Source organism: Streptomyces poriticola, from assembly GCF_036689765.1.
Taxonomy (GTDB): domain Bacteria; phylum Actinomycetota; class Actinomycetes; order Streptomycetales; family Streptomycetaceae; genus Streptomyces; species Streptomyces poriticola.
Genome location: NZ_JBAGKH010000002.1, coordinates 271972 through 298951 on the forward strand (window position 1 = coordinate 271972; position 26980 = coordinate 298951).

At 72.9% G+C, this 26980-nt stretch carries 19 protein-coding genes and 1 pseudogene; 11 read left to right on the plus strand and 9 right to left on the minus strand.

The window, feature by feature from the left end:
- The first annotated feature begins 67 nt into the window (after positions 1-67).
- The 3 genes from V5O46_RS03910 to V5O46_RS03920 all read left to right on the plus strand — a co-directional run bounded on the left by V5O46_RS03910 (position 68) and on the right by V5O46_RS03920 (position 3517).
- Positions 68-907 (plus strand): TIM barrel protein, encoded by an 840-nt coding sequence (locus V5O46_RS03910; RefSeq protein ID WP_332882971.1) that lies wholly within the window; start codon positions 68-70, stop codon positions 905-907.
- A 30-nt stretch (positions 908-937) separates the two neighbouring features.
- On the plus strand, positions 938-1834 hold the full coding sequence (locus V5O46_RS03915) for a 2-hydroxy-3-oxopropionate reductase (RefSeq protein ID WP_332882972.1): 897 nt from the start codon (positions 938-940) through the stop codon (positions 1832-1834).
- Positions 1835-2053: 219 nt separating this feature from the next.
- Positions 2054-3517, plus strand: coding sequence for a catalase (locus V5O46_RS03920; protein ID WP_332882973.1), 1464 nt, complete (start codon positions 2054-2056; stop codon positions 3515-3517).
- A gap of 474 nt (positions 3518-3991) precedes the next feature.
- On the opposite strand, the gene V5O46_RS03925 is transcribed toward V5O46_RS03920, so the two are convergent.
- The 4 genes and pseudogenes from V5O46_RS03925 to V5O46_RS03940 all read right to left on the minus strand — a co-directional run bounded on the left by V5O46_RS03925 (position 3992) and on the right by V5O46_RS03940 (position 9360).
- A complete protein-coding gene (locus tag V5O46_RS03925) occupies positions 3992-4501 on the minus strand; it encodes a GNAT family N-acetyltransferase (RefSeq protein WP_332882974.1) in 510 nt (169 codons plus the stop codon).
- Positions 4502-4627: 126 nt separating this feature from the next.
- On the minus strand, positions 4628-6412 hold the full coding sequence (gcl, locus tag V5O46_RS03930; RefSeq protein WP_332882975.1) for a glyoxylate carboligase: 1785 nt from the start codon (positions 6410-6412) through the stop codon (positions 4628-4630).
- Between the two features lie 348 nt (positions 6413-6760).
- Positions 6761-7693, minus strand: a pseudogene (locus V5O46_RS03935) (AMP-binding protein); the annotation flags it as partial.
- Positions 7690-9360 (minus strand): AMP-binding protein, encoded by a 1671-nt coding sequence (locus tag V5O46_RS03940; protein ID WP_332882976.1) that lies wholly within the window; start codon positions 9358-9360, stop codon positions 7690-7692. The pseudogene V5O46_RS03935 and the gene V5O46_RS03940, both read right to left, overlap by 4 nt.
- Positions 9361-9491: 131 nt before the next feature.
- On the opposite strand from V5O46_RS03940, the gene V5O46_RS03945 reads away from it, so the two are divergent.
- The 6 genes from V5O46_RS03945 (at position 9492) to V5O46_RS03970 (ending at position 16893) form a co-directional block, all read left to right on the plus strand.
- On the plus strand, positions 9492-10370 hold the full coding sequence (locus V5O46_RS03945) for a helix-turn-helix transcriptional regulator (protein ID WP_332882977.1): 879 nt from the start codon (positions 9492-9494) through the stop codon (positions 10368-10370).
- Between the two features lie 693 nt (positions 10371-11063).
- Complete coding sequence (locus V5O46_RS03950; protein ID WP_332882978.1) at positions 11064-13874, plus strand: helix-turn-helix transcriptional regulator; 2811 nt, start codon at positions 11064-11066, stop codon at positions 13872-13874.
- A gap of 197 nt (positions 13875-14071) precedes the next feature.
- Positions 14072-14875: a S1 family peptidase gene (locus V5O46_RS03955; RefSeq protein ID WP_332882979.1), complete on the plus strand. Its 804-nt coding sequence runs from the start codon at positions 14072-14074 to the stop codon at positions 14873-14875.
- Positions 14876-15014: 139 nt separating this feature from the next.
- A complete protein-coding gene (locus V5O46_RS03960) occupies positions 15015-15809 on the plus strand; it encodes a polysaccharide deacetylase family protein (RefSeq protein WP_332882980.1) in 795 nt (264 codons plus the stop codon).
- Between the two features lie 47 nt (positions 15810-15856).
- On the plus strand, positions 15857-16297 hold the full coding sequence (locus V5O46_RS03965; protein WP_332882981.1) for an SRPBCC family protein: 441 nt from the start codon (positions 15857-15859) through the stop codon (positions 16295-16297).
- The gene (locus tag V5O46_RS03970) at positions 16294-16893 is read left to right on the plus strand and encodes a class I SAM-dependent methyltransferase (RefSeq protein WP_332882982.1); all 600 of its coding nucleotides are present in this window, start codon (positions 16294-16296) and stop codon (positions 16891-16893) included. The genes V5O46_RS03965 and V5O46_RS03970 overlap by 4 nt, the downstream gene beginning before the upstream one ends.
- 58 nt (positions 16894-16951) lie before the next feature.
- Here the strand turns inward: V5O46_RS03970 and V5O46_RS03975 are convergent, their stop codons facing one another.
- From V5O46_RS03975 to V5O46_RS03995, 5 genes are all read right to left on the minus strand, one after another.
- On the minus strand, positions 16952-18103 hold the full coding sequence (locus V5O46_RS03975; protein WP_332882983.1) for an XdhC/CoxI family protein: 1152 nt from the start codon (positions 18101-18103) through the stop codon (positions 16952-16954).
- Between the two features lie 45 nt (positions 18104-18148).
- Positions 18149-19606, minus strand: a complete 1458-nt coding sequence (locus V5O46_RS03980) for an NCS2 family permease (protein ID WP_332882984.1) — start codon at positions 19604-19606, stop codon at positions 18149-18151.
- A 212-nt stretch (positions 19607-19818) separates the two neighbouring features.
- Positions 19819-22203, minus strand: a complete 2385-nt coding sequence (locus V5O46_RS03985) for a xanthine dehydrogenase family protein molybdopterin-binding subunit (protein ID WP_332882985.1) — start codon at positions 22201-22203, stop codon at positions 19819-19821.
- Positions 22204-22205: 2 nt separating this feature from the next.
- The gene (locus tag V5O46_RS03990) at positions 22206-22790 is read right to left on the minus strand and encodes a (2Fe-2S)-binding protein (protein WP_332882986.1); all 585 of its coding nucleotides are present in this window, start codon (positions 22788-22790) and stop codon (positions 22206-22208) included.
- On the minus strand, positions 22790-23680 hold the full coding sequence (locus tag V5O46_RS03995; RefSeq protein WP_332882987.1) for an FAD binding domain-containing protein: 891 nt from the start codon (positions 23678-23680) through the stop codon (positions 22790-22792). The genes V5O46_RS03990 and V5O46_RS03995 overlap by 1 nt, the downstream gene beginning before the upstream one ends.
- Before the next feature lie 371 nt (positions 23681-24051).
- On the opposite strand from V5O46_RS03995, the gene V5O46_RS04000 reads away from it, so the two are divergent.
- The gene (locus tag V5O46_RS04000) at positions 24052-25725 is read left to right on the plus strand and encodes a PucR family transcriptional regulator (RefSeq protein ID WP_332882988.1); all 1674 of its coding nucleotides are present in this window, start codon (positions 24052-24054) and stop codon (positions 25723-25725) included.
- Between the two features lie 284 nt (positions 25726-26009).
- Positions 26010-26783 (plus strand): hypothetical protein, encoded by a 774-nt coding sequence (locus V5O46_RS04005; RefSeq protein WP_332882989.1) that lies wholly within the window; start codon positions 26010-26012, stop codon positions 26781-26783.
- Positions 26784-26980: the final 197 nt, after the last annotated feature.

Here is a 26980-nt window from a genome sequence, read left to right on the forward strand (position 1 = left end):
ATCTTCCATTAAGCAGAAACGAACTTCCGTAATACGGAAATACACCACGGAAGGGAGCGCGGCCCCGATGGGATTCGCAGACCAGCGCTTCAACGTCAACCTGTCGATCCTCTTCACGGAACTCCCGCTCCTGGAGCGCCCCGCGGCCGCCGCCGCGGCCGGCTTCACCGCGGTCGAGCTGTGGTGGCCCTGGGTCGACTCACCCACTCCCGGGCAGTCCGACCTGGACGCCCTGAAGAAGGCGATCGAGGACGCGGGCGTCCGGCTCACCGGCCTGAACTTCTACGCCGGACAGCTCCCCGGCCCCGACCGCGGCGCCCTGTCGCTCCCCGGTGAGGAGTCGGAGCGGTTCCGCGCCAACATCGACGTGGCCGCCGGCTTCGCGCAGTCCCTGGGATGCAAGGCGCTCAACGCGCTCTACGGCAACCGCGTCGAGGGGGTGGACCCCGCCGAGCAGGACGCGCTCGCGCTGGAGAACCTCACCCTGGCCGCCCGCGCGGCCGACCGGATCGGCGCGACACTGCTGGTCGAGGCCCTCAACCAGCCCGAATCGCCGCGGTACCCGCTGGTGTCGGCGCCGACCGCGGTGCGGATCGTGGACAAGGTCAACGAGGCGACCGGGCTCGGCAACGCCGCGTTCCTGATGGACCTCTACCACCTGTCCATGAACGGCGAGGACCTTCCGCAGGTGATCGAGCGGTACGCGGCGAGGACCGGCCACGTCCAGATCGCCGACAACCCCGGCCGCGGCGCCCCGGGCACCGGCTCGCTGCCGCTGGAGGACCTCCTCGACCGGCTGCGCAAGGCCGGATACGACGGCTGGGTGGGCCTGGAGTACAAGCCGGGCGACCGCCCCAGCGCGGAGGCCTTCGACTGGCTGCCCCGCGAGGCCCGCGCCGCCCGCTGATCACCACCCCTGCACCGAGAGGCACCCACCATGAGCAACACCACCCTCCCGAAGATCGCCTGGATCGGCCTGGGCATCATGGGCTCCCCCATGTCCGAGAACCTGATCAAGGCGGGCTACCGGGTCACCGGCTACACCCTGGAGCAGGACAAGCTGGACCGCCTGGCCGCCGCCGGCGGCACCGCGGCCGGCTCGATCGCCGAGGCCGTGCGCGACGCCGACGTCGTCATCACCATGGTTCCCGCGTCCCCACAGGTCGAGGCCATCGCCTACGGCCCCGAGGGCATCCTGGAGAACGCGCGGTCCGGCGCTCTGCTGATCGACATGTCCTCGATCACCCCGCAGACCTCCGTCGACCTGGCCAAGGCCGCCGCGGGCAAGGGCATCCGAGTGCTGGACGCCCCGGTGTCCGGCGGCGAGGCCGGCGCTATCGAGGCCGTGCTGTCCATCATGGTCGGCGGTGAGCAGGCCGACTTCGACACGGCCGAGCCGATCTTCGAGGCGCTGGGCAAGACCATCGTGCTGTGCGGTCCGCACGGCTCGGGCCAGACCGTGAAGGCCGCCAACCAGCTGATCGTCGCCGTCAACATCCAGGCGTGCGCCGAGGCCGTGGTCTTCCTGGAGAAGTCCGGCGTGGACCTGAAGGCCGCGCTCGACGTCCTCAACGGCGGTCTGGCCGGCTCCACCGTGCTGACGCGGAAGAAGGACAACTTCCTCAACCGCGACTTCAAGCCCGGCTTCCGCATCGACCTGCACCACAAGGACATGGGCATCGTCACCGACGCCGCCCGCAACGTCGGCGCGGCTCTGCCGGTCGGCGCCACGGTCGCCCAGCTGGTCGCGTCGCTGCGGGCCCAGGGCGACGGCGGCCTGGACCACTCCGCGCTGCTGCGGGCGGTGGAGCGCCTCTCCGGCGCCCGGATCTGACCCGAGCCGCCACAGAACTTCCGGGTGGCGCCGTCCGCTGACACCTGTCCTGTCGCGCCCGAGCGTGCGGCGCCGCCCGGAACCCCCGTCCGCCGTCACCGAAGCCGCTCCCCGGCTTCAACAAATTGTTGACGTTCGGTTCGTCGCAAACCTAGGCTCCACCACAGGCTTCACAAAGCGGAATCAGTTTTCCGCTGCCCCTCGCACGGAAGGTCCACGATGTCGCAGCGCGTGCTCACGACAGAGTCCGGCGCCCCGGTCGCCGACAACCAGAATTCCGCCTCCGCCGGCATCGGAGGTCCGCTCCTGCTCCAGGACCAGCACCTCCTGGAGAAGCTCGCCCGGTTCAACCGCGAGCGCATCCCGGAGCGCGTCGTGCATGCCCGCGGTTCCGGCGCCTACGGCCACTTCGAGGTGACCGACGACGTCACCGGCTACACCCACGCCGACTTCCTGAACACCGTCGGCAAGCGCACCGAGGTCTTCCTGCGCTTCTCGACAGTGGCCGACTCGCTCGGCGGCGCGGACGCGGTCCGCGACCCGCGCGGCTTCGCGGTGAAGTTCTACACCACCGAGGGCAACTACGACCTGGTCGGGAACAACACCCCGGTGTTCTTCATCAAGGACCCCATCAAGTTCCCCGACTTCATCCACTCGCAGAAGCGCGACCCGTTCACCGGCAAGCAGGAGCCGGACAACGTCTGGGACTTCTGGGCGCACGCCCCCGAGGCCACCCACCAGGTGACCTGGCTGATGGGCGACCGCGGCATCCCGGCGTCGTACCGCCACATGAACGGCTACGGCTCGCACACCTACCAGTGGACCAACAGCAAGGGCGAGGCCTTCTTCGTCAAGTACCACTTCAAGACGAACCAGGGCATCCGCAGCCTGTCCACCGAGCAGGCCCAGGAGCTCGCCGGCCAGGACGCCAACTCGCACCAGACGGACCTGCTGCAGGCCATCGAGCGAGGTGTGCACCCGTCCTGGACCCTCTACGTCCAGCTGATGCCCGCCGAGGAGGCGGCCGACTACCGCTTCAACCCGTTCGACCTGACCAAGGTGTGGCCGCACAAGGACTATCCGCTCCAGCGGGTCGGCCGGCTGGTCCTCGACCGCAACCCGGACAACGTGTTCGCCGAGGTCGAGCAGGCCGCGTTCTCCCCGAACAACTTCGTGCCGGGCATCGGCCCGTCGCCGGACAAGATGCTCCAGGGCCGGCTCTTCGCCTACGCCGACGCGCACCGCTACCGCCTGGGCGTCAACCACACCGCGCTCGCGGTGAACGCCCCGAAGGGCGTGCCCGGCGGCGCGGACAACTACGGCCGCGACGGCTTCATGGCGGTCAACGGCCAGGGCCGCGGCGCCAGGAACTACGAACCGAACTCCTACGACGGCCCCGTCCAGACCGGCCGCCCGCTGTCGGCTCCGCTCGCCGTGTCCGGCCACACCGGCACCCACGAGGCGCCCCAGCACACCAAGGACGACGACTTCTTCCAGGCCGGCGAGCTGTACCGGCTGATGTCGGCGGAGGAGAAGTCCCGCCTGATCGCCAACATCGCCGGCGGCCTGTCCCAGGTCTCCCGCGACGACGTGATCGAGAAGAACCTCGCGCACTTCCACGCCGCCGACCCGGAGTACGGCCGGCGCGTGGAGGAGGCGGTCCGCGCCCTGCGCGAGGACTGATCCCCCGGCTCGCGTCGGGACTTGACGGGGAGGTCAAGACCGTACGCGCGGCCCGCGGGGTGCGGGGCGGCCCGGATGAGGGGTGGCCGCCCGGTGCACCGCGGGCGGGGACGTGGACCGCGGCGGCGTGCGAGCCAGTGCGGTGGTGAAGGGACCGGAGCCTCCTCCTACGACCTGAGGGGAGGAGCCCCGGCCCCGTCGCACCCGCCGCGGTCCCGGCCACAGCCGGACCCCGGACTCCGTCCGGCGGCGCGAACGTCCTGTCGCGCCCAGCCTCGCACCGTCGGGCGGCCACAACTCCACACAGCCTCACCGGCCGGAGAGCGCCGGATGCGGACGGTCCCGCATCCGGCGCTCTCGGCGTTTCCCGGCGTCCCCGCCCGCCCGGCCGCCGGTTCCCCTCCGCCGCGCGGCAGGGCACTTGCGGCGGGCGTGCCCGCCTCCTCGTGGGCGGGACCGGCGCGGGGCCACGGGTCACCGAGGCCGGAGCCGACGGGTCAGCACGCGGGTGGTGCTGCCGTCGCCCTCCTCGATGTCCCGGACATGCTCGAAACCGATTCTGTCCAGCAGGGTCAGCGAGGCCAGGTTCGCCGCTGCCACGGTGGCATGCACCTCGGTCAGCCGGAGGGTCCCGAAACCGTGGGCGACGATCGCCTCGGCCAGTTCGGTGCCCAGCCCGGCTCCCCACACCGCCGGCGCCAGAGCGTAGATGATCTCGTGGCCCGCGACGACGTCGGACGGCTTGAGCTCGGCGTGCCCGACGAGGAGTCCGTCCCGGCGAACCGCCCAGACGTCGAACAGGTCCCGGGCATAGACCTTCGTGAAGATCCGCCCGAACAGGGCCCGGTCCTCCGCCTCGGTGGCAGGGCCGTCCCCCATCCACCGCGACACCCCGGTGTCCTGGAACAGAGCGACGAAGTGCTCCTCGTCCTCCGGGACGTACGGCTCCAGGAGCAGCCGCTCGGTGCGCAGGGTCGGGGTCATGGGCGGGGACGCTACCCAGACGCATCCGGGTCGGCAAACCACTTTCGGCCGCGCACACGCGGCCGGCCCTACGCCGAAGGGCGGCCCGTCCACGGGGACGGGCCGCCCTTTCGCCTGCGGTGCGGGTCAGACCTTGAGGGTCCTGATCGCCGTCGGGGCGTGCCCCGGCTCGGTGGCGAGTTCCTCGAACTCGACCACGTTGCCGATGTCGTTGGTGCCCGACATGGAGATGTTGGTGATCCGCTCCAGGATCGCCTCGACCACCACCGGCACCCGGAACTCGGCGGCGAGCTTCTTGGCCTGCTCCAGGGCCGCGCCCAGTTCGCTCGGGTCGGTCACCCGGATCGCCTTGCAGCCCAGGCCCTCGGCGACCTTGACGTGGTCGACGCCGTAGACGCCGAGCTCGGGCGCGTTGATGTTCTCGAACTCCAGGTTGACCTGGAAGTCGATCTCGAACGCCCGCTGTGCCTGGCGGATCAGCCCCAGGTAGGAGTTGTTGACCAGGACGTGGACGTAGGGGATCTTGTGCTGCGCGCCGACCGCCAGTTCCTCGATCATGAACTGGAAGTCGTAGTCGCCGGAGAGCGCCACGACCTGCGCGTCCGGGTCGGCCTTGGCGACGCCCAGCGCCGCCGGGACGGTCCAGCCCAGTGGGCCGGCCTGGCCGCAGTTGATCCAGTGCCGCGGACGGTAGACGTGCAGCATCTGGGCGCCGGCGATCTGCGAGAGGCCGATGGTGGAGACGTACCGGGTCTCGGGGCCGAAGGCCTTGTTCATCTCCTCGTAGACGCGCTGCGGCTTGATCGGGATGTCGTCGAAGTGGGTACGGCGCTGGAGGGTGGCCTTCTTCTCCTGCGCGGCGGCGGCCCAGGCGGAGCGGTCGGGCAGCTTGCCCGCCGCCTTCAGCTCGCGCGCGACCTCGACGAACAGCTCCAGCGCGGCCCTGGCGTCGGAGGCGATGCCGTAGTCCGGGGCGAAGATCTTGCCGATCTGGGTCGGTTCGATGTCGACGTGGACGAACTTCCGCCCGGCCGTGTAGACGTCGATCTTGCCGGTGTGGCGGTTGGCCCAGCGGTTGCCGATGCCGAGGACGAAATCGGACTCCAGGAACGTCGCGTTGCCGTAGCGGTGCGAGGTCTGCAGGCCGACCATGCCGGCGTTCAGCTCGTGGTCGTCCGGGACGATGCCCCAGCCCATCAGGGTGGGCACCACGGGGGTGCCGGTCAGCTCGGCGAACTCCACCAGCAGGTCGGCGGCGTCGGCGTTGATGATGCCGCCGCCGGCCACGATCAGCGGGCGCTCGGCGGCGTTCAGCATCCCGATCGCCTTCTCGACCTGGGCGCGGGTGGCGGCCGGCTTGTAGACGGGCAGCGGCTCGTACGTCTCCGGGTCGAACTCGATCTCCGTCAGCTGCACGTCGATCGGCAGGTCGATCAGGACCGGACCGGGCCGGCCGGAGCGCATCAGGTGGAACGCCTGCTGGAAGACGCCGGGGACCTGCGCGGCCTCCAGGACGGTCACCGCCATCTTGGTGACCGGCTTGGCGATGGAGGCGATGTCGACGGCCTGGAAGTCCTCTTTGTGGATCACGGCGGTCGGAGCCTGGCCGGTGATGCACAGGATCGGGATCGAGTCGCCGGTCGCCGAGTACAGACCGGTGATCATGTCGGTGCCGGCCGGGCCGGAGGTGCCGATGCAGACGCCGATGTTGCCCGGGTGGGTACGGGTGTAGCCCTCGGCCATGTGCGAGGCGCCCTCGACGTGCCGGGCGAGGGTGTGGTTGATGCCGCCGGAGGCCTTGAGCGCCGCGTAGAAGGGGTTGATCGCCGCGCCCGGCACGCCGAACGCGTCCGCGACGCCCTCGCGCTTGAGGATCTCAACTGCCGCACGGGCAGCGGTCATACGAGCCATCGAGTACTCCTGCTTCGGCTGTCGGATTCGCACTCCCGTCGCGCCCCGCGGTCAGCAATTCCGTATAGCGAAATTTAATTTCTACGATCTGGAAGTAATGTAGGACGGCTGCCGAGGGCCGTCAAGGGTGGACCGGGGTTGCGCTGCCCGGACAAGCCGAGGAGGTCCGCGCCCGCGCGGACCTCCTCGGCGTACCGCTCGAGCTGTCCCTTTCGCCCGGCCGGAAGGCCGGCGGCTGGACCCGTTGGGGTCTCACCGACCCCATGCCCCGGATCTGCTCCCCGTGCGGCACCGGGATGGACCCGCCGCTGACCATCGCCACGACCCAAGGGAACGCCCGGCACCGAGAGCTGGGCCCCGAAGGAGACCGGGCCCGCGACCCGCTTCCCCCTGGCGTTCTCCCGGCGAGCCACACCGGCTCGTCATCGCCGGCAGGAACTCCTCCACCTCGCACGGGTAGATGTTCTCCCCGCCTCGGATGATCGTGTCCTTGATACGGCCGACGCTCTCTCCCGTACCCGCAGTCGCGCATCACCGCGAGGTCCCGGTGTGCATCCGGCGGCCCGCGTCGACGGCCTCGGCGGTCTCCCCCGGCTCGTCCCAGCAGCCGAGCATCACGCTGTAGCCGGGGTGCGGAGTTCGCCCGCGGTGCCGCGGGGAAGGGTCACTCCGGCGGCCGGGTCGTGCCGCAGCATTCAGACACCTGCTCCATGTGCATCTCGGCGGCCACCCGCGGACGGCGCCGGGATGACGATGCAGGCGCCGTGCGAGGTGGCGCCCAGGACCGGTCGCCGATGTGGACGGTCTCGCGCAGGGCCGGGCACCGGCTGCGGACCTGCTCCGCCAGCGCCCGGTAGTCGCTGCTCCTGCGCCCGGCGAGACGATCAGCACGCAGATCCCGGCCTGCTGCAGCCCGTCCTCCAGCTCGTGCGCGGTAGGCCGGGTCGACGTTCACCACGATCGCGCCGATCCGGCGGTGGCGTACTGCAGCAGGACCCTCCCTCACTGGCCCAAGCGGCGTGGGAGGTGCCCCGAGGGGCAGTTGACCGCCCAGATGCCGACCCGGTCGCCTTTGGTGACACCCTCGGCGAGCGGTCCGCGCGCCACCTCGTCGACCGCCGCGCCGAACTCGGCGTACGTCCACCGCCGTCCGGACACCACGTCGACCAGGGCCTCGCGGTCCGGATGGGCGGCGACGGCCCGGTCCGGATCCGCGCCGACGGTGTCACCGAGGAGGGGCGTGCAGCCGGCGCCGTGCGTGGACGAGCGCTGTGTGGTCACCGGAAGTCCTCCTCTCGGTGCTCCGCGTCCGAGCCGGCGGCGGTGGCCTCGCGCAGTTCGACACGGCGGATCTTGCCGGAGACGGTCTTGGGCAGCTCGCCGAACTCCAGGCGACGGATGCGCTTGTAGGGCGCGAGGACCGCGCGGGAGTGCTCGAACAGCACCTTCGCCGTGTCCGGCCCCGGCTCCCAGCCCGCCGCGAGGACCACATACGCCTTGGGCACCGCCAGCCGCAGCTCGTCGGGGGCCGGGACGACCGCGGCCTCGGCCACCGCCTCGTGCTCCAGCAGCGCGCTCTCCAGCTCGAACGGGGAGATCTTGTAGTCGGACGCCTTGAACACGTCGTCGGCCCGGCCGACGTAGGTCAGATAGCCGTCCGCGTCCCGGCAGCCGATGTCCCCGGTGCGGTAGTAGCCGTCGGCCATCGCTTCGGCCGTGCGCTCCGCGTCCCCGTGGTAGCCGGTCATCAGACCGACCGGACGCGCGGACAGGTCCAGCGCGATCTCGCCCTCCGCCGCGCCCGGCGCGCCGGTGACCGGATCCAGCAGTTCCACCCGGAAACCGGGACTCGGCCGGCCCATGGAACCGGTCTTCAGCACCTGCCCCGGGCTGTTGGCGACCTGCACCGCGGTCTCCGTCTGCCCGAAGCCGTCCCGGATCGTCACGCCCCAGGCCCGGCGCACCTGTTCGATGACCTCCGGGTTCAGCGGCTCACCGGCCGCGACGACCTCGCGGGGCGGGGTCGCGAGCCGGGTCAGGTCGGACTGGATCAGCATCCGCCACACCGTCGGCGGGGCGCAGAACGTGGTCACCCGCGCGCGCTCCATCTCCCGCAGCAGCCGGGCGGCGTCGAAGCGGGTGTAGTTGTGCAGGAAGACGGTCGCCTCCGCGTTCCAGGGCGCGAAGAGATTGGACCAGGCGTGCTTGGCCCAGCCCGGCGAGGAGATGTTCAGATGCACGTCGCCCGGCTTCAGGCCGATCCAGTACATGGTCGCCAGATGCCCGACGGGGTAGGAGACGTGGGTGTGCTCCACCAGCTTGGGACGGGCCGTGGTGCCCGAGGTGAAGTACAGCATCAGCGGATCCCCGGCCCGGGTCGGCCCCTCGGGGACGAAGGCGCCGGAGGCGGCGTAGGCGTCCTCGTACCGCTCCCAGCCGTCCGGCGCGCCGCCCACGGCCAGGCGTGTGTAGCCGCCGGGCACGTCGGCGAACTTGCCGGTGTCCGCCGCACGGACGACCGCGTGCTTCACCCGGCCCCGGTCGACGCGGTCGCGCAGGTCGGCCGGGCCCAGCAGCGGGGTGGCCGGGATGACCACGGCCCGCAGCTTCATCGCGGCCAGCGCCGTCTCCCACAGCTCCGCCTGGTTGCCGAGCATCACCAGCACCCGGTCCCCGGCGCCCACGCCGCGCTCGCGCAGCCGGACCGCCACCTGGTTCGAGCGGGCCGACATCTCCGCGAACGACAGCCGGACCTCGGAGCCGTCCTCCTCCACGATGTGCAGCGCGGTGCGGTCGTTGCCCCCGGCGATGACGTCGAACCAGTCCAGCGCCCAGTTGAAGTGCTCGGGCCGGGGCCACTCGAACCCCGCGTAGGCCGCGGTGTAGTCCTCGCGATGGTGCAGCAGGAAGTCCCGCGCCCCGCGGAAGAGTTCCGTCACCGTCGTCATCTGTCCTCCTTCGTGCCGGACCATTGCCGGGCGGCTCTCTGCCATCGTGTAATCCGTGAGGTAGCTCTCACTACCCCCGAACGGGGGAGTGCGGGTGCGGACACGGGCACGGCGGGAAAGGGCGGGCAGAGGTGGCAGGGGACGCGGCCGGCGCGGTGGAGATCCGCAGCGCGCTGGCACGGCTGCGGCGCACGACCGGGCTGCCGGTCGCCTTCGGCGGGCTGGTGGAGGCCGGCCGGCGGCAGATGCGCATCAGCGAGCTCAGCGGCACCGCCACACCCGCGCTGAGCGCCCTCGCGGTGGCCGCGGGCAGTGGTCTCGGCGGGAAGGCGGTGGCGCTGGCCCGCCCGTGCGCGGTCACGGAGTACTCCGCCTCCCGGCAGATCAGCCACGAGTACGACGTGCCGGTGGCCGCCGAGGGGCTGCGCTCGGTGCTGGCGGTGCCGGTGGTGGTGCGGCGCCGGGTCCGCGGCGTGCTGTACGGCGCTCTGCGCGCCGCCCAGCCGCTGGGCGACCGCACGCTGAGCGCGGCCCTGGCTGCGGCACGGGACGTGGAGCAGGCGCTGCTGCTGCGTGACGAGGCATGCGAGCTGCTGTCCGAGTCCGGGACGGTTGCGGCTGCCGGCCCCGGGACGGTTGCGGCTGCCGGCCCCATGGCAGGCGCGACCGCCGGCCCCGGGGCGGCGTGGGAACAGGTGCGGGAGGCGCACGCGGCGCTGCGTGCGCTGGCCCCGCGCATCGCCGACCCGGCCCTGCGGGACGAACTGCTGCGGGCCTGCGGACTCCTGGCGGCGGGCGGCGGACCGCCACCCGGGGTGCGTCTTGCGCCGCGCGAGGTGGACGTCCTGGCCTGCGTCGCGGCGGGCGCCACCAACGCGGCGGCGGCGGAGCGACTGGGCGTGGGCGCGGAGACCGTCAAGGCCTATCTCCGCTCGGCGATGCGCAAGCTGGCCGCCCGCACCCGGGGCGAGGCGGTCGTCGCGGCGCGCCGGGCGGGGTGGTTGCCGTAGCCGGACGTCAGGGGGACCGATGGGCGGATGCGGCGCTGTACGGGGCCGCCACCGGGGGTACCGGCACAGCCACGGCGCCGGGCTGGACACGGTGGATACCCTGGTCAGCAGCGACCCGGCGGCCGAGGACCACTCCGGCCCGGCGGCCGAGCACCCGCACCGGCACACCGACGCACAGCCTGACCCCTGCCCGCCCACGCCCGGAGCAGGCCGGAACCGCCCCCGGCGACCGGACCCGCGAACGCAGCACACACCCACACACCTGGCCCCCACGGGCACGGGGCCACCGCACGGAGCGGCACCGCCCCGGCGCCGGACGGGGCACCGCGGACGCGCTCCCCAGGAGCGGCCCTGCCGCCGAGAGCCGCCCCGGCGCGGCCGGGGAGGGCGCCCGGGGTGTGCCGGGCGGACCGGCGCCGGCCCCCGGGCCCGCCGGCGGTACCTGGCCGGAACGCTTCCGTTGCCGGGCCCCCCGGACGGGCGGCGGGCGGTGCGAGGCGCGGACGGAAGAGGCGCCGGGGGCCGGAGGGACAGGAGGTTGCGGGGGTGTTGCGGGAGGATTGCGGGATATTCTCGGCGGCCCGGTCTTCATATTTCGGTTCGGCTCCTGTTATTTCCCTCACCCCACCGTCCGTCCGAAATTCAATGGGCCGTTGCCTAACATTGGCCAGGACACGACACTCGGAGGGAGCGGTGACCGTGCGACGGGACTTCCAGGAGCCTGCCCCGAGCCGCCCCGACCTGGTCGTGGGCAGGGAGGAGCCGTTCGGCTCGGCCCGTGAGCAGCTCGCCCGCGGGGGCAGCGTCCTGCTGCACGGACCCGCCGGGATCGGGAAGTCGACGGTGCTGCGGGCGCTCGCCGCGGAATATGCCGGCACGGCCCGGACCGTGCTGCGCTGCTCGGCGACCGAGTCCGAGTCCCATCTGCCGTTCCTGGCGCTCGCCGACCTCCTGGGCCTGGTCCTGGACGATGTGGCCGGCGCGCTGCCGGCCGCCCAGCGCACCGCGCTGGAGTCGGCGCTCACCGGCCGAGAGTCCGCCCTCCAGCGTGACGGGCTCGCCCTGCGGCTGGCCGTGCTGTCCGCGCTGCGCGCGCTCGCCGCCGACGGCCCGGTGCTCCTGGTCGCCGACGACCTGCAGTGGCTGGACCCGGCGAGCGCGGAGATCCTCGGCTTCGCGGCCCGCCGCCTGGGCGACACCCCGGTGCGGATGCTGTGCGCGGTGCGCACCGAGGGCCCGGAGTACGACCGTCATCTGCGCACCGCTCCCCCGGACACCCTCGCCGTCCGCCTCGGCCCGCTGACCCGGGCGCAGACCTCCGCCCTGCTCGACCACCGCGGCTACACCGGGCTGCCCCGCTCCACGGTCCGCGAGATCCACCGCACCAGCGGCGGCAACCCGCTGTTCGCCCTCGAACTGGGCCGGGCCCTGGCCGAGAGCCCCACCCCGCCCCGGCCGGGCGAGCCGCTGCCGGTGCCGACGTCGCTGCGCGCGCTGGTGCTGAGCCGGCTGGACATGCTGTCCGACGAGGCCCGCCGCACCCTGCTGGTGGCCTGTGTGGGCGCCCGCCCCACCCCCGCGCTGCTGCATGCCGCGGGCCGTACGGACGCGGACGCGGAGACCGCGCAGGCGGCTCGGCTGGGGCTGCTGGCGACCGACCCGGAGGGTCCCGCCGTACGCTTCGCACATCCGCTGATCTCGGCCGCGCTGTACGCGGAGGCCCCGGCGCACGAGCGGCGGGCGGCACACGCGGCGCTGTCCACGGCCGCCTCCGACCCGATCGAACGCGCCCGGCATCTGGCGCTGGCCTCCACCGGCACCGACCCGGAGGTGGCGGCCCGGCTGGCGGAGGCCGCCGCGCTGGCCCGGGACCGCGGGGCACCCTCGGTGGCCGCCTCGCTCGGGCTGCTCGCCGCCCGGCACACCCCGCCGGACGGCGAACCGGGTCCGGACGGCCACCGGCTGCAGGCCGCCGAGGACGCGATCACTGCGGGTGAGGTCGATCTCGCCCGGGACATCGCCCGCGAGGTGCTGACCCGGGCCGTCGCGCCGGCCGAGCGGGTACGGGCCTGGATGGTGGTGATCGAGGCGGCCGGGCAGGCCATCGGCGAGGTCGACGCGGCCTTTCCGCAGGCGCTGGCCGACGCCGGCGACGACCCCCGGCTGCTGGCCCTGGTCCACTACCAGCTGGCCTGGCGCGGCCTGGTCGTCCAGGGCGACTTCGCGCAGGGCCGGGAGGAGGCGGCGCACGCCGCGGCGCTGGCGGCGCGCGCCGGGGACCGGCGCACCGAACTGCTCGCGCTCGCCTTCCAGGCGCAGGCCGAGATCCTCATGGGGCACCCGGACGCGCCGGCCACCATCCAGCGGGCGCTGCGCGAGCCGCAGGATCCGCGGGTGGCGTGTCATCACAACGGGGCGGGTTCGGCCCGCTTCCGCTGGCTGATCATGAGCGACCGGCTGGCCGAGGCGCGGTCCACGGTGACGGCGCTGCTGCGGGAGGTGCAGCGGCGGGGCATGGCCGAGAGCGAGGTCCACTATCTGCGCTTCCTCGCCGAGACGGAGCTGCGCTCCGGGCAGTGCGGCCGAGCGCTGGCGCTGGCCCGGGAGAGCCTGACGCTGGCCCGGGACGCCGGTATCGGGGAGGGCGCGGGGGCGATGCAGGCTTCGCTGGCCGAGGCGGCGGGCGGGGACGTGGAGCGGGCGCTGGAGCTGGGGCGGGAGGCGGTGGGCCGGGCCGAGGAGGACGGCGACGCCGTGTATCTGTCCCGGGCGCTGGCCGCGCTGGGGCACGCCCAGTTGGTGGCCGGTGACGCGCGGGCCGCGGCGGGCACGCTGCGCCGGGTGCGGCAGCTGGAGGCCGGTGCGGGCATCACCGATCCGGCGCGCGGCCGGTGGCAGGGTGATCTGGCCGAGGCGCTGGTGCGGATCGGAGAGCCCGCCGAGGCGCAGGAGGTCGTCGACGTCACCCGCACGCATGCACTGCGGCTGGGCCGGGAGAGTGTGCTGGCGGACCTGGACCGGGCCGAGGCGCTGGTGCGGGCGGAGCGCGGCGAACACGAGGCGGCCATCGCCCAGTTGACATCGGTACGGGACCGGCTGGCGAAGCTCGGGCATGCGCTGGAGGAGGCGCGGACCGTGTTCGCGATGGCGTCGCTGCCCGTCCGGCGGCCGGCCGCGTCGTACGAGGAGGCGGCGCAGCAGTTCCGGCGCTGCCGGGCGTTGCCCTGGCTGCGCCGGGTGGAGGCGGCGGCCGCGAACGGCCCGGCGGAGCGGTCCGCGGCGGCTCCGGGCGGGCTGCCGGTGGCCTGTCTGGAAGGGCTGGCCTCGATGGAGCGCCAGGTGGCGGCGCTGGTGATGGAGGGCGCGACCAACCGGGAGATCGCCGGGCGGCTGTTCGTGAGTGTCAAGACGGTGGAGGCGACCCTCACCCGGGTCTACCGCAAGCTGGGGATCCGTTCCCGGGTGGATCTGGTGCGGCTGGCGGCGGGCCAGGGCCGGCGCTGAACTCGCGGCGCGGCGCGGTCCGTAGGGTTTTCCCTTCCCAACTCCCTTAGGGGGTTCCCTCATTGGGCTCTGCCGGGCCCGGTTCTAGCGTAAGGGGCGTGCCGCTCGCCGGGCACACGGGGGTCGGTCCCGAGACCCCCGTGCTTCACCCCCCACCCCGCGCGACCCCCCACCGGCAACCCCCCTTGAGGAGACTCATGTCCGGGTTCACCCGTGCCAGACGCGCCGGACGGACCGCCGCCGCCCTGGCCGCCTCCGCCGCTGCCGCCGCCACCGGCCTGCTGGCCGCCGCCCCCTCCGCCGTCGCCGCGCCCCAGCCGATCGTCGGCGGTACGACCACCACCACCTCCGCGTACCCGTTCATGATGCAGATCACGGACCGCTGGCAGAACCAGTTCTGCGGCGGCACCCTGGTCTCCCCGACGAAGGTGGTCACCGCCGCGCACTGCATGGTGGGCGAGAGCACCCGCAGCGTCCGCGTGGTCGGCGGCCGCACCTACCTCAACGGCAGCAACGGGACGGTCGCCCGGGTCGGCGGCATCTGGATCCACCCGGACTACTCGGGCGTCACCCGCGGCGAGGACGTGGCCGTCCTGACGCTGTCCTCCCCGATGCCCTACGCCCCGGCGCCGTACGTGTCCTCCTCGGACACCGGCGTCTACACGCCCGGCACCACCGCCCGCGTCCTGGGCTGGGGCGACACCCGCGAGGGCGGCAGCGCCTCCGACCAGCTGCGCACCGCGACCGTCCCGGTCGTCTCCGACGCGAGCTGCGGCACCTCCTACGGCTCGGACTACGTCGCCGCCGAGATGGTGTGCGCCGGGTACACCTCCGGCGGTGTGGACACCTGCCAGGGTGACAGCGGCGGACCACTGCTGGTGGGCGGTGTGCTGGCCGGCGTCACCTCCTGGGGCGACGGCTGCGCCCGGGCCGGCTACCCGGGTGTGTACGCGCGGCTGTCCGCCTTCTCGGATCTGGTGACCGAGCAGGTCCGGTCATGAGCCACCAGGACTCCTGAGCACCCCTCAGGTGAAAGACCAGGGGGCGTTGCGAGCCACCACGAGCGGCCCGCAACGCCCCCTCTCCATCCCGCTCCACCCGCTATGAATCGCGTATATACACGCCGTGTATAGTCCCCGCATGCCTTCTCTGATCAGGAAGACGACGAATACGGGGACCCGGTTGCGTGCCGCAGCGGCGCTTGTGGCGGCCGTCACCCTGGGAACGGCGCTGACCGGCTGCTCGTCCCTGGAGACGACCAGGCCCAGCACCGTCCGCGCGGCGGCCGGGGCGACCGGCGAGCAGGCCGCGGCACGGTTCGGTCCCGTCGACTGCCGCCGGGCCAAGTGCATCGCGCTGACCTTCGACGCGGGCCCCAGCGAGCACTCCGCCCGGCTGCTGGACATCCTGAAGGACAAGCAGGTCCCGGCGACCTTCTTCCTGCTCGGCAAGCGGCACATCGAGAAGTACCCGGAACTGGTGCGACGGATGGCCGACGAGGGTCACGAGGTGGCCAGCCACACCTGGACGCACCGCATCCTCACCCGCAGCACCCCGGAGCAGATACGGGAGGAACTGGAGCGCCCGAACCGGGAGATAGAGCGCCTGACCGGCCGGCGCCCGACCCTGATGCGCCCGCCGCAGGGCCGCACCGACGAGACGGTGCACGAGATATCCCGCGAGCTGGGCCTGGCGGAGGTCCTGTGGACGGTGACCGCGAAGGACTACCGGACCACCGACTCCGAGCTGATCACCCAGCGGGTGCTCGCCCAGTCCTCCCGGGACGGGATCATCCTGCTGCACGACATCTACGACGGCACCGTGCCGGCCGTCCCCGGCATCATCGACGCCCTCAAGGAGCGCGGATACGTCTTCGTGACGGTGCCGCAGCTGCTGGCCCCGGGGAAGGCGGAACCGGGCCGGGTCTACCGGTGAGGTGACCGGGGCGGTGGAGGACCGGGGTGAGTCCCTACGATCGTCCCGTGGTCACCTTCTCCCTGGAGCGCACTGCGCCCCTCCCGCTGGACGAGACCTGGCGCCGGATCACCCGGTGGCAGCGCCACGGCGCGACCGTGCCGCTGACCCGGGTCACCGTCACCACTCCCCCGCCCTCCGGCCCGGGGACGGTGATCGTGGCCCGCACGGGCCTCGGCCCGCTCGGCTTCGACGACCCGATGGAGGTGACGCTCTGGCAGCCCCCGCGGGAGGACGAGCGCGGGCTGTGCCGACTGGCCAAGCGGGGCCGGGTGATCAGAGGCTGGGCGGAGCTGGAGGTGCGCCCCGGCCCCGGCGGCCGGTCCCGCGTGCTGTGGCGGGAGGAACTGGACGTGCGGGGGCTGCCCGCGCCCCTCGACGGCGTCGTCGGCCGCTCGGGCCGCTTCGTCTTCGGCAGGGAGCTCAATCACCTGCTCAGGCAGCCGTGACGGTCGTCGAACCGGCCCACTGGGAGGCCCACTTCGCCTCGGGCCGTGGCTTCCGCCCCGTCGACGCCCAGGAGGCGGACCTCCTCGCCGAGGCCGTGCGCCCCGGCCCCGGCACCCGCGCCCTGGATGTCGGCTGCGGCCTGGGCGGCTACGCGGCCGCACTCGCCCGGCTCGGCTGCCGCACCTGGGCGGTCGACCGGGCGGCGTCCGCTGTGGCGGCGGTCCGCGACCGGTACACGGACCTGGAGCCGTCCCTGACGGTCGGCCTGCTGGACTTCAATGACGGCGCCGCCGTGTCCGCGCGGTTGCCGCGGGCGTCGTTCGACCTGGTGACGATGCGGTTGGTCGTGGCGTTCCTGCCGGATCTGCCAGCCGTGGCGGCACGGGTGCGCGGCCTGCTGTCCCCCGGCGGGGCCTGGGTGGTCACGACGCCCTTGACCGGCCGCCTGCCCGCCGGGCGCACGGGCATCGGACTGGCGCCGGACGACGTCGCCGCCCTCACCGACGGCTGGCCGCGGGGCCACTGGTACGACCTGCAGGGCGGCCTGCGGTGCTTCGTGCTGTCCGATGCCGGCCCGGTCCCCGGGCGCACCTGACCACAGCCCCGGGTGGGTTGCCTGGGCCCGTGCGCCGCGGACCGCCCGGCCCGGCGGATCAGGCCACCGACCCGATCCGCCGGGCCGGGGCCGACGGGCCGTCGTGGTGGATCGGGGTGTGCGCGCCGGTGAGGGGCGCACCGGTGCCGCCCCGGCGCGCGGCGACGATCTCGGCGGCGATGGACAGGGCCGTCTCCTCCGGGGTGCGGGCGCCGAGGTCCAGCCCGATCGGGGAACGCAGCCGGGCCAGTTCCAGATCGGTCACGCCGACCCTGCGCAGCCGCTCGTTGCGGTCCAGATGGGTACGGCGCGAGCCCATCGCGCCGACATAGGCCACCGGCAGCCGCAGCGCCAGCTTCAGCAGCGGTACGTCGAACTTGGCGTCGTGGGTGAGGACGCACAGCACGGTGCGGCCGTCGACGTCTGTGCGCTCCAGATACTCGTGCGGCCACTCGACGACGACCTCGTCGGCGTCCGGGAAGCGGGCCGGCGTGGCGAACACCGGCCGGGCGTCGCACACCGTGACGTGGTAGCCGAGGAACTTGCCGGCCCGGACCAGCGCCGAGGCGAAGTCGATCGCCCCGAAGACGATCATGCGGGGCGCCGGGACGGAGGACTCCACCAGGAGTGCCAGCGGCGAACCGCACCGCGAGCCCTGCTCTCCGATCTCCAGTGCACCGGTGCGCCCGGTGTCCAGGAAGGCGCCGGCCTCCGCGGCCACCGTCCGGTCCAGTTCGGGGTGGGCGCCGAAGCCGCCCTCGACGGACCCGTCGGGCCGGACCACCAGGGCGCGGCCCATCAGCCCGGCGGGTCCGGCGACGATCCGCGCCACCGCCGCCGCCTCTCCTCGGGCGGCGGCGGCGATCGCGGACGCGAGCACGGCACGGACGGGGGCGTCCGCCCGTACCGGCGTGACGAGGATGTCGATCTCGCCGCCACAGGTCAGGCCGACGGCGAAGGCGTCCTCGTCGCTGTAGCCGAAGCGCTCCCGGACGGTCTCGCCGTCCTCGAGCGCCTGCCGGCACAGCTCGTACACGGCCCCCTCCACACAGCCCCCGGAGACCGAGCCGATCGCGGTGCCGTCGGCGTCGACCGCGAGGGCGGCGCCGGGCTGGCGCGGGGCGCTGCCGCCGACGGCCACCACGGTGGCGACGGCGAAGTCGCGTCCCTGCTCGACCCACCGGTTCAGCTCTGCGGCGATGTCCAGCATCTGTCGGTCTCCTCGGGCTCGTGTGAACGGGTTCCCGGCGGGCGGCTAGTGCACGCCCAGCCAGCTCTCGATCGGGTTGAGGGCGAAGTAGACGAGGAAGACCCCGGTCAGCACCCACATGAACGCGCCGACCTCCCGGGCCTTGCCCTGGGCGACCTTGATGGCGGCGTAGGAGATGACACCGGCGGCGACACCGGTGGTGATCGTGTACGTGAACGGCATCAGGACGACCGTCAGGAACACCGGGATCGCGGTGGCCCGGTCGGCCCAGTCCACGTGCCGGGCGTTCATCATCATCATGGCGCCGATGACGACCAGGGCGGCGGAGGCGACCTCCTGCGGCACGATCGCGGTCAGCGGGGTGAAGAACAGGCACAGGGCGAAGAACCCGCCGGTGACCACCGAGGCGAGCCCGGTGCGGGCACCCTCGCCGACGCCGGTCGCGGACTCCACGAACACGGTCTGCCCGGAGCCGCCCGCCACACCGCCGATGGCACCGCCGGCGCCGTCGACGAACAGCGCCTTGGACAGGCCCGGCATCCGGCCCTTGTCGTCGGCGAGCTTGGCTTCCGTGCCGACGCCGATGATCGTGGCCATCGCGTCGAAGAAGCCGGCCAGCACCAGCGTGAAGACGATCATGCCGACGGTCATCGCGCCGACCTCGCCCCAGCCGCCGAACTCGACCTCGCCGAAGAGCGAGAAGTCGGGCATGGAGACCGCGCTGCCCTGCAGCTCGGGTGCGCCGTTGGCCCACTGCTTGGGATCGATCACGCCGAACGCGTTGAGCAGCATCGCGACGACCGTGCCGGCGATGATGCCGATCAGGATCGCGCCGGAGGTGTTGCGCGCCTGCAGCATGAAGATCAGGAGCAGCGTGCCCGCGAAGAGCAGCACGGGCCAGCCCGCGAGTTCACCGGCCGGGCCGAGCGACAGCGGGGTCGCCTCGCCCGGGTGCACGAACCCGCCCTTGACGAGGCCGATGATGGCGATGAACAGGCCGATGCCGATCGTGATGGCGTGCTTGAGGGCCAGCGGGATCGCATTCATGATCATCTCGCGCAGCCCGGTGACCACGAGCAGCATGATGACCACGCCGTACATCACGCACATGGCCATGGCCTGCCCCCAGGTCATCTGGGGAACGACCTGGCCGGCGAGGACGCCGGACACCGAGAGTCCGGCGGCGAGGGCGAGCGGCACCTTGCCGACGAAGCCCATGAGAAGCGTGGTGACCGCCGCGGCGAGCGCCGTCGCGGTGATCAGGGCCTTCGGGCCCAGGGTGTTCCCGGCGACATCCTCACCGGAGAGGATCACGGGGTTGAGCAGGACGATGTAGGCCATCGCCATGAAGGTGGTGATACCGCCGCGCACCTCACGCGCGACCGTCGATCCTCTGTGGGATATGTGGAAGTACCGGTCGAGCCAGGACCGGCCGGCGGGGACGCGGCTGCCCGCGCCCGCGTCCTCGGCGGTGGTCCTCGGCTCCACTGACTGCTGGGCCATGGTGCCTTCTCCCAAGGTTCAAAGGGGCACCCGCATCGACGGCCGCCACGGCGGCGGCTGCGGGATTTGGGATTGCACGACCCGGGGGACGGCCCGAGACGAACGCATGTGGGGTTGGTACTTCAAGGACCGCGAGCGGTGCGGAACTTGGTGGGGGGTGCTCCGGGCGGCGCGGAGTGTGTGACGTTCCGTGCGCCGCCCGGAGGGTCGGATCACGCCGTGCCGGTGAGGTGCTCCGGACGGACCGGCGTGCGGTCCAGTTCCAGCCCGGTCGCGTCCCGGATGGCCGCGAGGACCGCCGGGGTGGACGACAGGGTGGGGGCCTCGCCGATGCCGCGCAGTCCGTAGGGCGCGTGGTCGTCGGCGAGTTCGAGCACGTCGACGGGGATGGTCGGCGTGTCGAGAATCGTGGGGATCAGGTAGTCCGTGAAGGACGGGTTCCTGACCTTGGCGGTCCTGGGGTCGACGACGATCTCCTCCATCACCGCCACGCCCAGGCCCTGGGTGGTGCCGCCCTGGATCTGGCCGACCACGGAGAGCGGGTTGAGCGCCTTGCCGACGTCCTGGGCGCAGGCCAGCTCGATCACCTTGACCAGGCCGAGCTCGGTGTCGACCTCGACGACGGCTCGGTGCGCGGCGAAGGAGTACTGGACGTGGCCGTTGCCCTGGCCGGTGCGCAGGTCGAAGGCCTCGGTCGGCCGGTGCCGCCACTCCTCCTCGACCTCGACGGTCTCGCCCTGAAGGACGTCGACCAGGTCGCCGAGGACCTCGCCGCCGTCGGTGACGACCTTGCCGCCCTCCAGCAGCAGCTCGGCGGTCGCCCAGGCCGGGTGGTAGGAGCCGAACTTGCGGCGCCCGATCTCCAGCACCTTCTCCCGGACCAGCTCGCAGGCGTTCTTGACGGCGCCGCCGGTGACGTACGTCTGCCGGGAGGCCGAGGTGGAACCGGCGCTGCCCACCTGGGTGTCGGCCGGGTGGATGGTCACCTGGGTGACGCCCAGCTCGGTGCGGGCGATCTGCGCGTGGACGGTGACGCCGCCCTGGCCGACCTCCGCCATCGCGGTGTGCACGGTCGCCACCGGCTCTCCGTTGATGACCTCCATCCGCACCTTGGCGGTGGAGTAGTCGTCGAAGCCCTCGGAGAAGCCGACGTTCTTGATGCCGACCGCGTAGCCGACGCCGCGGACGACGCCCTCGCCGTGCGTGGTGTTGGACAGGCCGCCGGGCAGCTGGCGTACGTCCGCGCCCTCGCTGGACTCCCACTGCCGCTCCGGCGGCATCGGCATCGCCTTGACCCGGCGCAGCAGTTCGGCGACCGGCGCCGGGGAGTCGACCGGCTGTCCGGTCGGCATGATGGTGCCCTGCTCCATGGCGTTGAGCCGGCGCAGCTCCACCGGGTCCATGCCGAGCTTCGCGGCGAGCTTGTCCATCTGCGCCTCGTAGGCGAAGCAGGCCTGGACCGCGCCGAAGCCGCGCATGGCGCCGCAGGGCGGGTTGTTGGTGTAGAGGGCGATGGCCTCGATGTCCACGTCGTCGATCACGTACGGGCCGACCGACAGGGACGAGGCGTTGCCGACGACCGCCGGGGAGGCGGAGGCGTAGGCGCCGCCGTCCAGGACGATCCGGCACTTCATGTGCGTGAGCTTGCCGTCCTTGGTGGCGCCGTGCTCGTAGTAGAGCTTGGCCGGGTGGCGGTGGACGTGCCCGAAGAAGGACTCGAACCGGTTGTAGACGATCTTGACCGGCTTGCCGGTGCGCAGCGCCAGCAGACAGGCGTGGATCTGCATCGACAGGTCCTCGCGGCCGCCGAAGGCGCCGCCGACGCCGGAGAGCGTCATCCGCACCTTGTCCTCGGGCAGTCCGAGGACCGGGGCGATCTGCTTGAGGTCGGAGTGCAGCCACTGGGTGGCGATGTACAGGTCGACACCGCCGTCCTCGGCGGGCACCGCGAGGCCGGACTCGGGGCCGAGGAAGGCCTGGTCCTGCATGCCGAAGGTGTACTCGCCCCGGACGACGACGTCGGCCTTCCTGGCGGCCTCGTCGGCGTTGCCGCGGACGATGGGCTGGCGGTGCACGATGTTGGGGTGCGGGACGTGCCCGGAGTGGTGGTCGTCGCGGCCCTCGTGGACGAGGATCGCGTCCGGTGCGGTCGCGGAGGCCTCGTCGGTGATGACGGGCAGTTCCCGGTAGTCGACCTTGATCTTCGCGGCGGCCCGGCGGGCCGTCTCCGGGTGGTCTGCGGCGACGATGGCGACCGGCTCGCCGTGGTGGCGGACCTTGCCGTGGGCGAGGACCGGGGTGTCCTGGATCTCCAGGCCGTAGTTCTTCACCTCGGTGGGCAGGTCGTCGTAGGTCAGGACGGCGTGGACGCCGGCCGTGGCGAGCGCCTCGGATGTGTCGATGGAGACGATCTCGGCGTGGGCGACCGTGGAGCGCAGGATCTGGCCCCAGAGCATGTCCTCGTGCCACATGTCGGACGAGTACGCGAACTCGCCGGTGACCTTGAGGGTGCCGTCCGGGCGGAGCGTGGACTCGCCGATCCCGCCCCTGGTCCGGGAACCCTGCGTGATCTTGGTGGGTGCACCGTTGGCAGCCATGCTCAGACCCCCTCGGACTGCCGCGCCGCCGCCAGGCGGACCGCGTCCATGATCTTCTCGTAGCCCGTGCAGCGGCACAGGTTGCCCGACAGCGCCTCGCGGATGTCCGCGTCGGTCGGGTTCGGGTTGCGCTCCAGCATCTCGTCGGCGGCGACCAGCAGGCCCGGTGTGCAGAACCCGCACTGGACGGCGCCGGCGTCGATGAAGGCCTGCTGGACCGGGGAGAGCTCCTCGCCCTCGCCGGTCTGCGAGTCGGTGCCCTTGGCCTGCCACTGCTTGGCCTCGTCGAGCGAGGTCCCGCCGCAGGCGCCGGTGGCGCAGCCGCCCCCGGCACGCTGCTTGGCGTAGTCCGCCAGGCCCTCGACGGTGACCACCTCGCGGCCCTGCGCCTGTCCGGCGGCGACCAGGCAGGAGCAGACCGGCACCCCGTCCAGACGTACCGTGCAGGAGCCGCACTCGCCCTGCTCGCAGGCGTTCTTGGAGCCGGGCAGGCCGAGCCGCTCGCGCAGCACGTACAGCAGGGACTCGCCCTCCCAGACGTCGTCGGCCTCCTGCGGGCGTCCGTTGACAGTGAAGTTGACGCGCATTACGCAGCTCCCTCCGTGATGCGGCGGGCGCCGCGGTACGACTCCCAGGTCCAGGTGAGCGTCCGGCGGGCCATCACGCCGACCGCGTGGCGGCGGTAGCTCGCGGTGCCCCGGACGTCGTCGATCGGGTTGCAGGCGGCGGAGCACAGGTCCGCGAACTGCTTGGCGACCGACGGGGTGATGATCTTTCCGTTGTCCCAGAAGCCGCCCTCTTCCAGGGCCGCGTTCAGGAACTCCTCGGCGGCCGTGGCCCGGATCGGCGTCGGCGCGGCCGAGCCGATGCCGGTGCGCACCGTCCGGGTCTCCGGGTGCAGGGCAAGGCCGAAGGCGCACACGGCGATGACCATGGCGTTGCGGGTGCCGACCTTGGAGAACTGCTGCGGGCCGTCCGCCTTCTTCACATGCACGGCGCGGATCAGCTCGTCGGGCTCCAGCGCGTTGCGCTTCACGCCCTTGTAGAACGCGTCGATCGGGATCATGCGGGTGCCGCGCACCGACTGGGCCTCGACCTCCGCCCCGGCGGCGAGCAGCGCGGGGTGCGCGTCGCCGGCCGGGGAGGCGGTGCCGAGGTTGCCGCCCACGCCGCCGCGGTTACGGATCTGCGGGGAGGCGACCGTGTGCGAGGCGAGGGCGAGACCGGGGAGCTCGGAGCGGAGGTTCTCCATGATCTGCGTGTAGGGCACCGAGGCGCCGACCCGGACGGTGTCCTCGCCGACCTCCCACTCGGTGAGGTCGCCGATGCGGTTCAGATCCATGAGGTACTCGGGCCGGCGGTGGTCGAAGTTGATCTCGACCATCACATCGGTGCCACCCGCAATCGGCACAGCGGTGGGGTGCTCTGCCTTGGCGGCGAGCGCCTCCTCCCAGCTGGCGGGGCGAAGGAAGTCCATGACCGGCTCTCTTCTTCGTCTCGTGGGTCTCGTGGGGTGCAGATTGAGCCAATCCGTGTGCGGCGGGCCCGGCTCGTTCATGTGCTGTTCACGTGGAGTGGGCTCAGTACACCGCTCGGTGCTCCACCGGGGTCAGTCGCAGAAACACTGAAGGAGTTGGCTGGCCATGGTGGTCATCTTGTAGATTCGTATGAACGGAGGCCCTCAGTAACCTCCCCGTCTTCCTGTGGAAACGCGCGACACAGCCGCGTGGCCTGCACCACAGCCCGACACGGACGGGCTCTGCTCTCCGGTTCCCCGAACGGACACCCGACCGCGGACACCTTCAAGATCAACAGAACGATTCGAGACAAAGAACGGCGGCGACGAGAATGCGGCTGCGCGCACTGCTGGACACCGACGCGCTGGGCCTGAAGCTGCTCGGCGGCGAGGACGAGCTGGACCGCACGGTCCGGGGCGTGATGACCACCGACCTGCGGGACCCCAGCCGCTACCTCTCCGGCGGCGAACTGGTCCTCACCGGCCTGGCCTGGCGCCGCGACGCCGCCGACTCCGAGCCGTTCGTACGGATCCTGGCGCAGGCCGGGGTGGCGGCGCTGGCGGCCGGCGAGGCGGAGCTGGGGAGCGTGCCGGACGACCTGGTGACGGCGTGTGCCCGGCACCGGCTGCCGCTGTTCGCGGTGCACGAGTCGGTGGCGTTCGCGACGGTCACCGAGCATGTGGTGCGGCAGGTCTCCGGGGAACGCGCCGGGGATCTTGCGGCCGTGGTGGACCGGCACCGGCGGATGATGACCTCCGGCCCGGCGGGCGGCGGCCCGGACGTCGTCCTGGACCTGCTGGGCTCCGACCTGGATCTGCGGGCGTGGGTGCTGTCGCCCACCGGGCGGCTGATCGCGGGCTCGAAGACGGCCGGCCCGGCGCTGCCCGCCGACGTGTGCGCCCGGCTGGCGGCGGAGGCGCTGGCGGCGGCACGCACCGGCCGCCGGGCACCGCACCGGGTCATGCTGGGCTCGACGTCGTACAGCCTGTTCCCGGTGCGCAGCACCGGCCGGACGGCACAGCCCGCGCGGGACGTGCGCGAGACGGTGCTCTCCGACTGGCTGCTGGCGGTCGAGGCGGACGCCGGGGACTGGGCGGCGGAGCGCCTGGACCTGCTGTACGGGGTCACTCAGCTGATCTCGGTGGAACGGGACCGCCGGGACGCGGCCCGCACCGTGCGCCGGCGGCTGGCGCAGGAGGTCCTGGAGCTGGTGCAGACCGGCGCGGCGCCCGCGGAGATCGCCGCCCGGTTGCGGGTCGCGGCCCCGGTGCTGCTGCCCGGTCTGGGCGCGGCCCCGCACTGGCAGGTCGTGGTGGCCCGGGTCGAGTGGGAGGACGGGGATATCGACGGCGGGCGGGTGGCGCAGACGCTGCTGGAGGAGATCCTGGTCGACCCGGTCGCGGCGGGCCCGGAGCACTCCGACCGGATCGCCGTGGCGCACGCCGGCGAGGAGGCCGTCGCGCTGGTGCCGCTCCCGGCGGTGTCCGGGGAGCCGGACGACGCGGAGGCGGGGATCCTCGCCGACGCGCTGCTGCAGTCCGTACGGGATCCGTTGGCCGCCGGGCTGGACGGCGACGGGCGGGTCACGCTCGGCGTGAGCGCGGCCGTGCACTCGGCGGAGGGGCTGCGCGGGGCGCTGGAGGAGGCCCGGCACGCCCGCCGGGTCGCCGCGGCCCGGCCGGGCCTGGTGTGCGCGGCCGGGCACCAGGAGCTGGCCTCCCACGTACTGCTGCTGCCGTTCGTCCCCGACGACGTCCGACGCGCCTTCACGGCCCGGCTGCTCGACCCGCTGCGGGACTACGACCGCCGCCACCGCGCCGAGCTGATCCCGACCCTGGAGGCGTTCCTGGACTGCGACGGCTCCTGGACCCGCTGCGCCGCCCGCTTGCACCTGCACGTCAACACGCTGCGCTACCGGGTGGGCCGGATCGAGCAGTTGACGGGGCGTGATCTGTCGCGGCTGGAGGACAAGCTCGACTTCTTCCTGGCGCTGCGGATGAGCTGAGACGGGCCGAAACGGCGGCCAAACCCCGGGAGGCCCCCAGTCCCACGACTTTGTGAATTCCTTCACCCACCCTCTTGGCCGGGCCGGTGGTTCCGTGCTGAGATGCCGCCACCACTCGACGGCTCCATGGCGTGCCGATATCCGTGTCCTCCGGGTCAGCCCGACCCGAAGTGCGGCTGCCCGGCACACCGCTGAGCGGGGCTCGGATGTGCGTGCCGAGCTCCGCGGCCCCGGGATGATCCGCACGACACGGACTAGGGGAGGGCAACGTGGCGCATTCCGCCATGTCTGGTTCTGGTACGGGAACGACCCCAGGTGACGATCCGCTCCAGACCGCGGTATGGCGGCTGCGCTCGCGCGCATGCTGGGCCGACGCGGCGGCGCTGCTGCAGCCGGCCACCGCGGCCACCGCGCTGCAGCGGGCCGCGCTGCTGGTGGAGCGGTGTCTGTACACCGAGCAGGGCTGGGAGGAGGCCGAGGACGCGCTGCGCAGCGCCGAGGCGCTGGCCCACGACGACGAGGAGCGCGGGGCCGCGGCCTGCGAACGCGGCCGGCTCGCCTACGCCGCCACGCTGCACGGCGTGCGGGACCGGGCCGACGAGGCGCGGGCCGCGCTGGGCCGGGCGGCGGCGCTGATCCCGCCGGGCTCCCCGGGGCGGGCGCTGCTGGACTTCCGGCGCGGGCTGCTGGCGGAGAACCTCACCGGCTCCCCACAGGCGGCACGAGCGGCGTACCGGCGCGCACACGCCTCGGCGACGGCGCACTCCGACCCGCTGCTGCTCTCGTTCACCTGGCGGCATCTGGCCGGACTGGCCTTCCGGGACGGCGAGTTGGCCGAGGCCCGGCACGGGTTCGCCGAGTCCCTGCGGATCCGCGAGGAACTCGGCTATCTCGTCGGTACGGCTCCGGCGCTGTGCTCCCTGGCGGACACCGAGACCGAGCCCGAGGCCTCCCGCCTGCGCGACGAGGCCCGCCGCCTGTACCGCCTCCTCGGCGGTGTCCCCACCTGGCTGTCCCGCCGGCTGACCCCACCGGCCCCGGGAGCCGCCACCGCCTGACGCCGTGGGCCGCGCGGCCCACGGACCGACCGGCCCGGCACCGCGGTGCCGTGACAGCCGCTCAGCCGCCTGTCCGGCGGATCAGGCCGCAGACGCGGGGTCGGCCCCGGCAGGCACTCCCCCGACTGCGTGCAGGCCATGGGGCGCCCCGGTCGCAGGGACCCCGACCAGCCACTGCCGGCGTCCTGTGACCCGAT

Coding starts and splice junctions, on each gene's coding strand:
- V5O46_RS03910 (WP_332882971.1), top strand. CDS start 68: ATGGGATTCGCAGACCAGCGCTTCAACGTCAACCTGTCGATCCTCTTC.
- V5O46_RS03915 (WP_332882972.1), top strand. CDS start 938: ATGAGCAACACCACCCTCCCGAAGATCGCCTGGATCGGCCTGGGCATC.
- V5O46_RS03920 (WP_332882973.1), top strand. CDS start 2,054: ATGTCGCAGCGCGTGCTCACGACAGAGTCCGGCGCCCCGGTCGCCGAC.
- V5O46_RS03925 (WP_332882974.1), bottom strand. CDS start 4,501: ATGACCCCGACCCTGCGCACCGAGCGGCTGCTCCTGGAGCCGTACGTC.
- gcl (WP_332882975.1), bottom strand. CDS start 6,412: ATGGCTCGTATGACCGCTGCCCGTGCGGCAGTTGAGATCCTCAAGCGC.
- V5O46_RS03940 (WP_332882976.1), bottom strand. CDS start 9,360: ATGACGACGGTGACGGAACTCTTCCGCGGGGCGCGGGACTTCCTGCTG.
- V5O46_RS03955 (WP_332882979.1), top strand. CDS start 14,072: ATGTCCGGGTTCACCCGTGCCAGACGCGCCGGACGGACCGCCGCCGCC.
- V5O46_RS03960 (WP_332882980.1), top strand. CDS start 15,015: ATGCCTTCTCTGATCAGGAAGACGACGAATACGGGGACCCGGTTGCGT.
- V5O46_RS03975 (WP_332882983.1), bottom strand. CDS start 18,103: ATGCTGGACATCGCCGCAGAGCTGAACCGGTGGGTCGAGCAGGGACGC.
- V5O46_RS03980 (WP_332882984.1), bottom strand. CDS start 19,606: ATGGCCCAGCAGTCAGTGGAGCCGAGGACCACCGCCGAGGACGCGGGC.
- V5O46_RS03985 (WP_332882985.1), bottom strand. CDS start 22,203: ATGGCTGCCAACGGTGCACCCACCAAGATCACGCAGGGTTCCCGGACC.
- V5O46_RS03990 (WP_332882986.1), bottom strand. CDS start 22,790: ATGCGCGTCAACTTCACTGTCAACGGACGCCCGCAGGAGGCCGACGAC.
- V5O46_RS03995 (WP_332882987.1), bottom strand. CDS start 23,680: ATGGACTTCCTTCGCCCCGCCAGCTGGGAGGAGGCGCTCGCCGCCAAG.
- V5O46_RS04000 (WP_332882988.1), top strand. CDS start 24,052: ATGCGGCTGCGCGCACTGCTGGACACCGACGCGCTGGGCCTGAAGCTG.
- V5O46_RS04005 (WP_332882989.1), top strand. CDS start 26,010: ATGTCTGGTTCTGGTACGGGAACGACCCCAGGTGACGATCCGCTCCAG.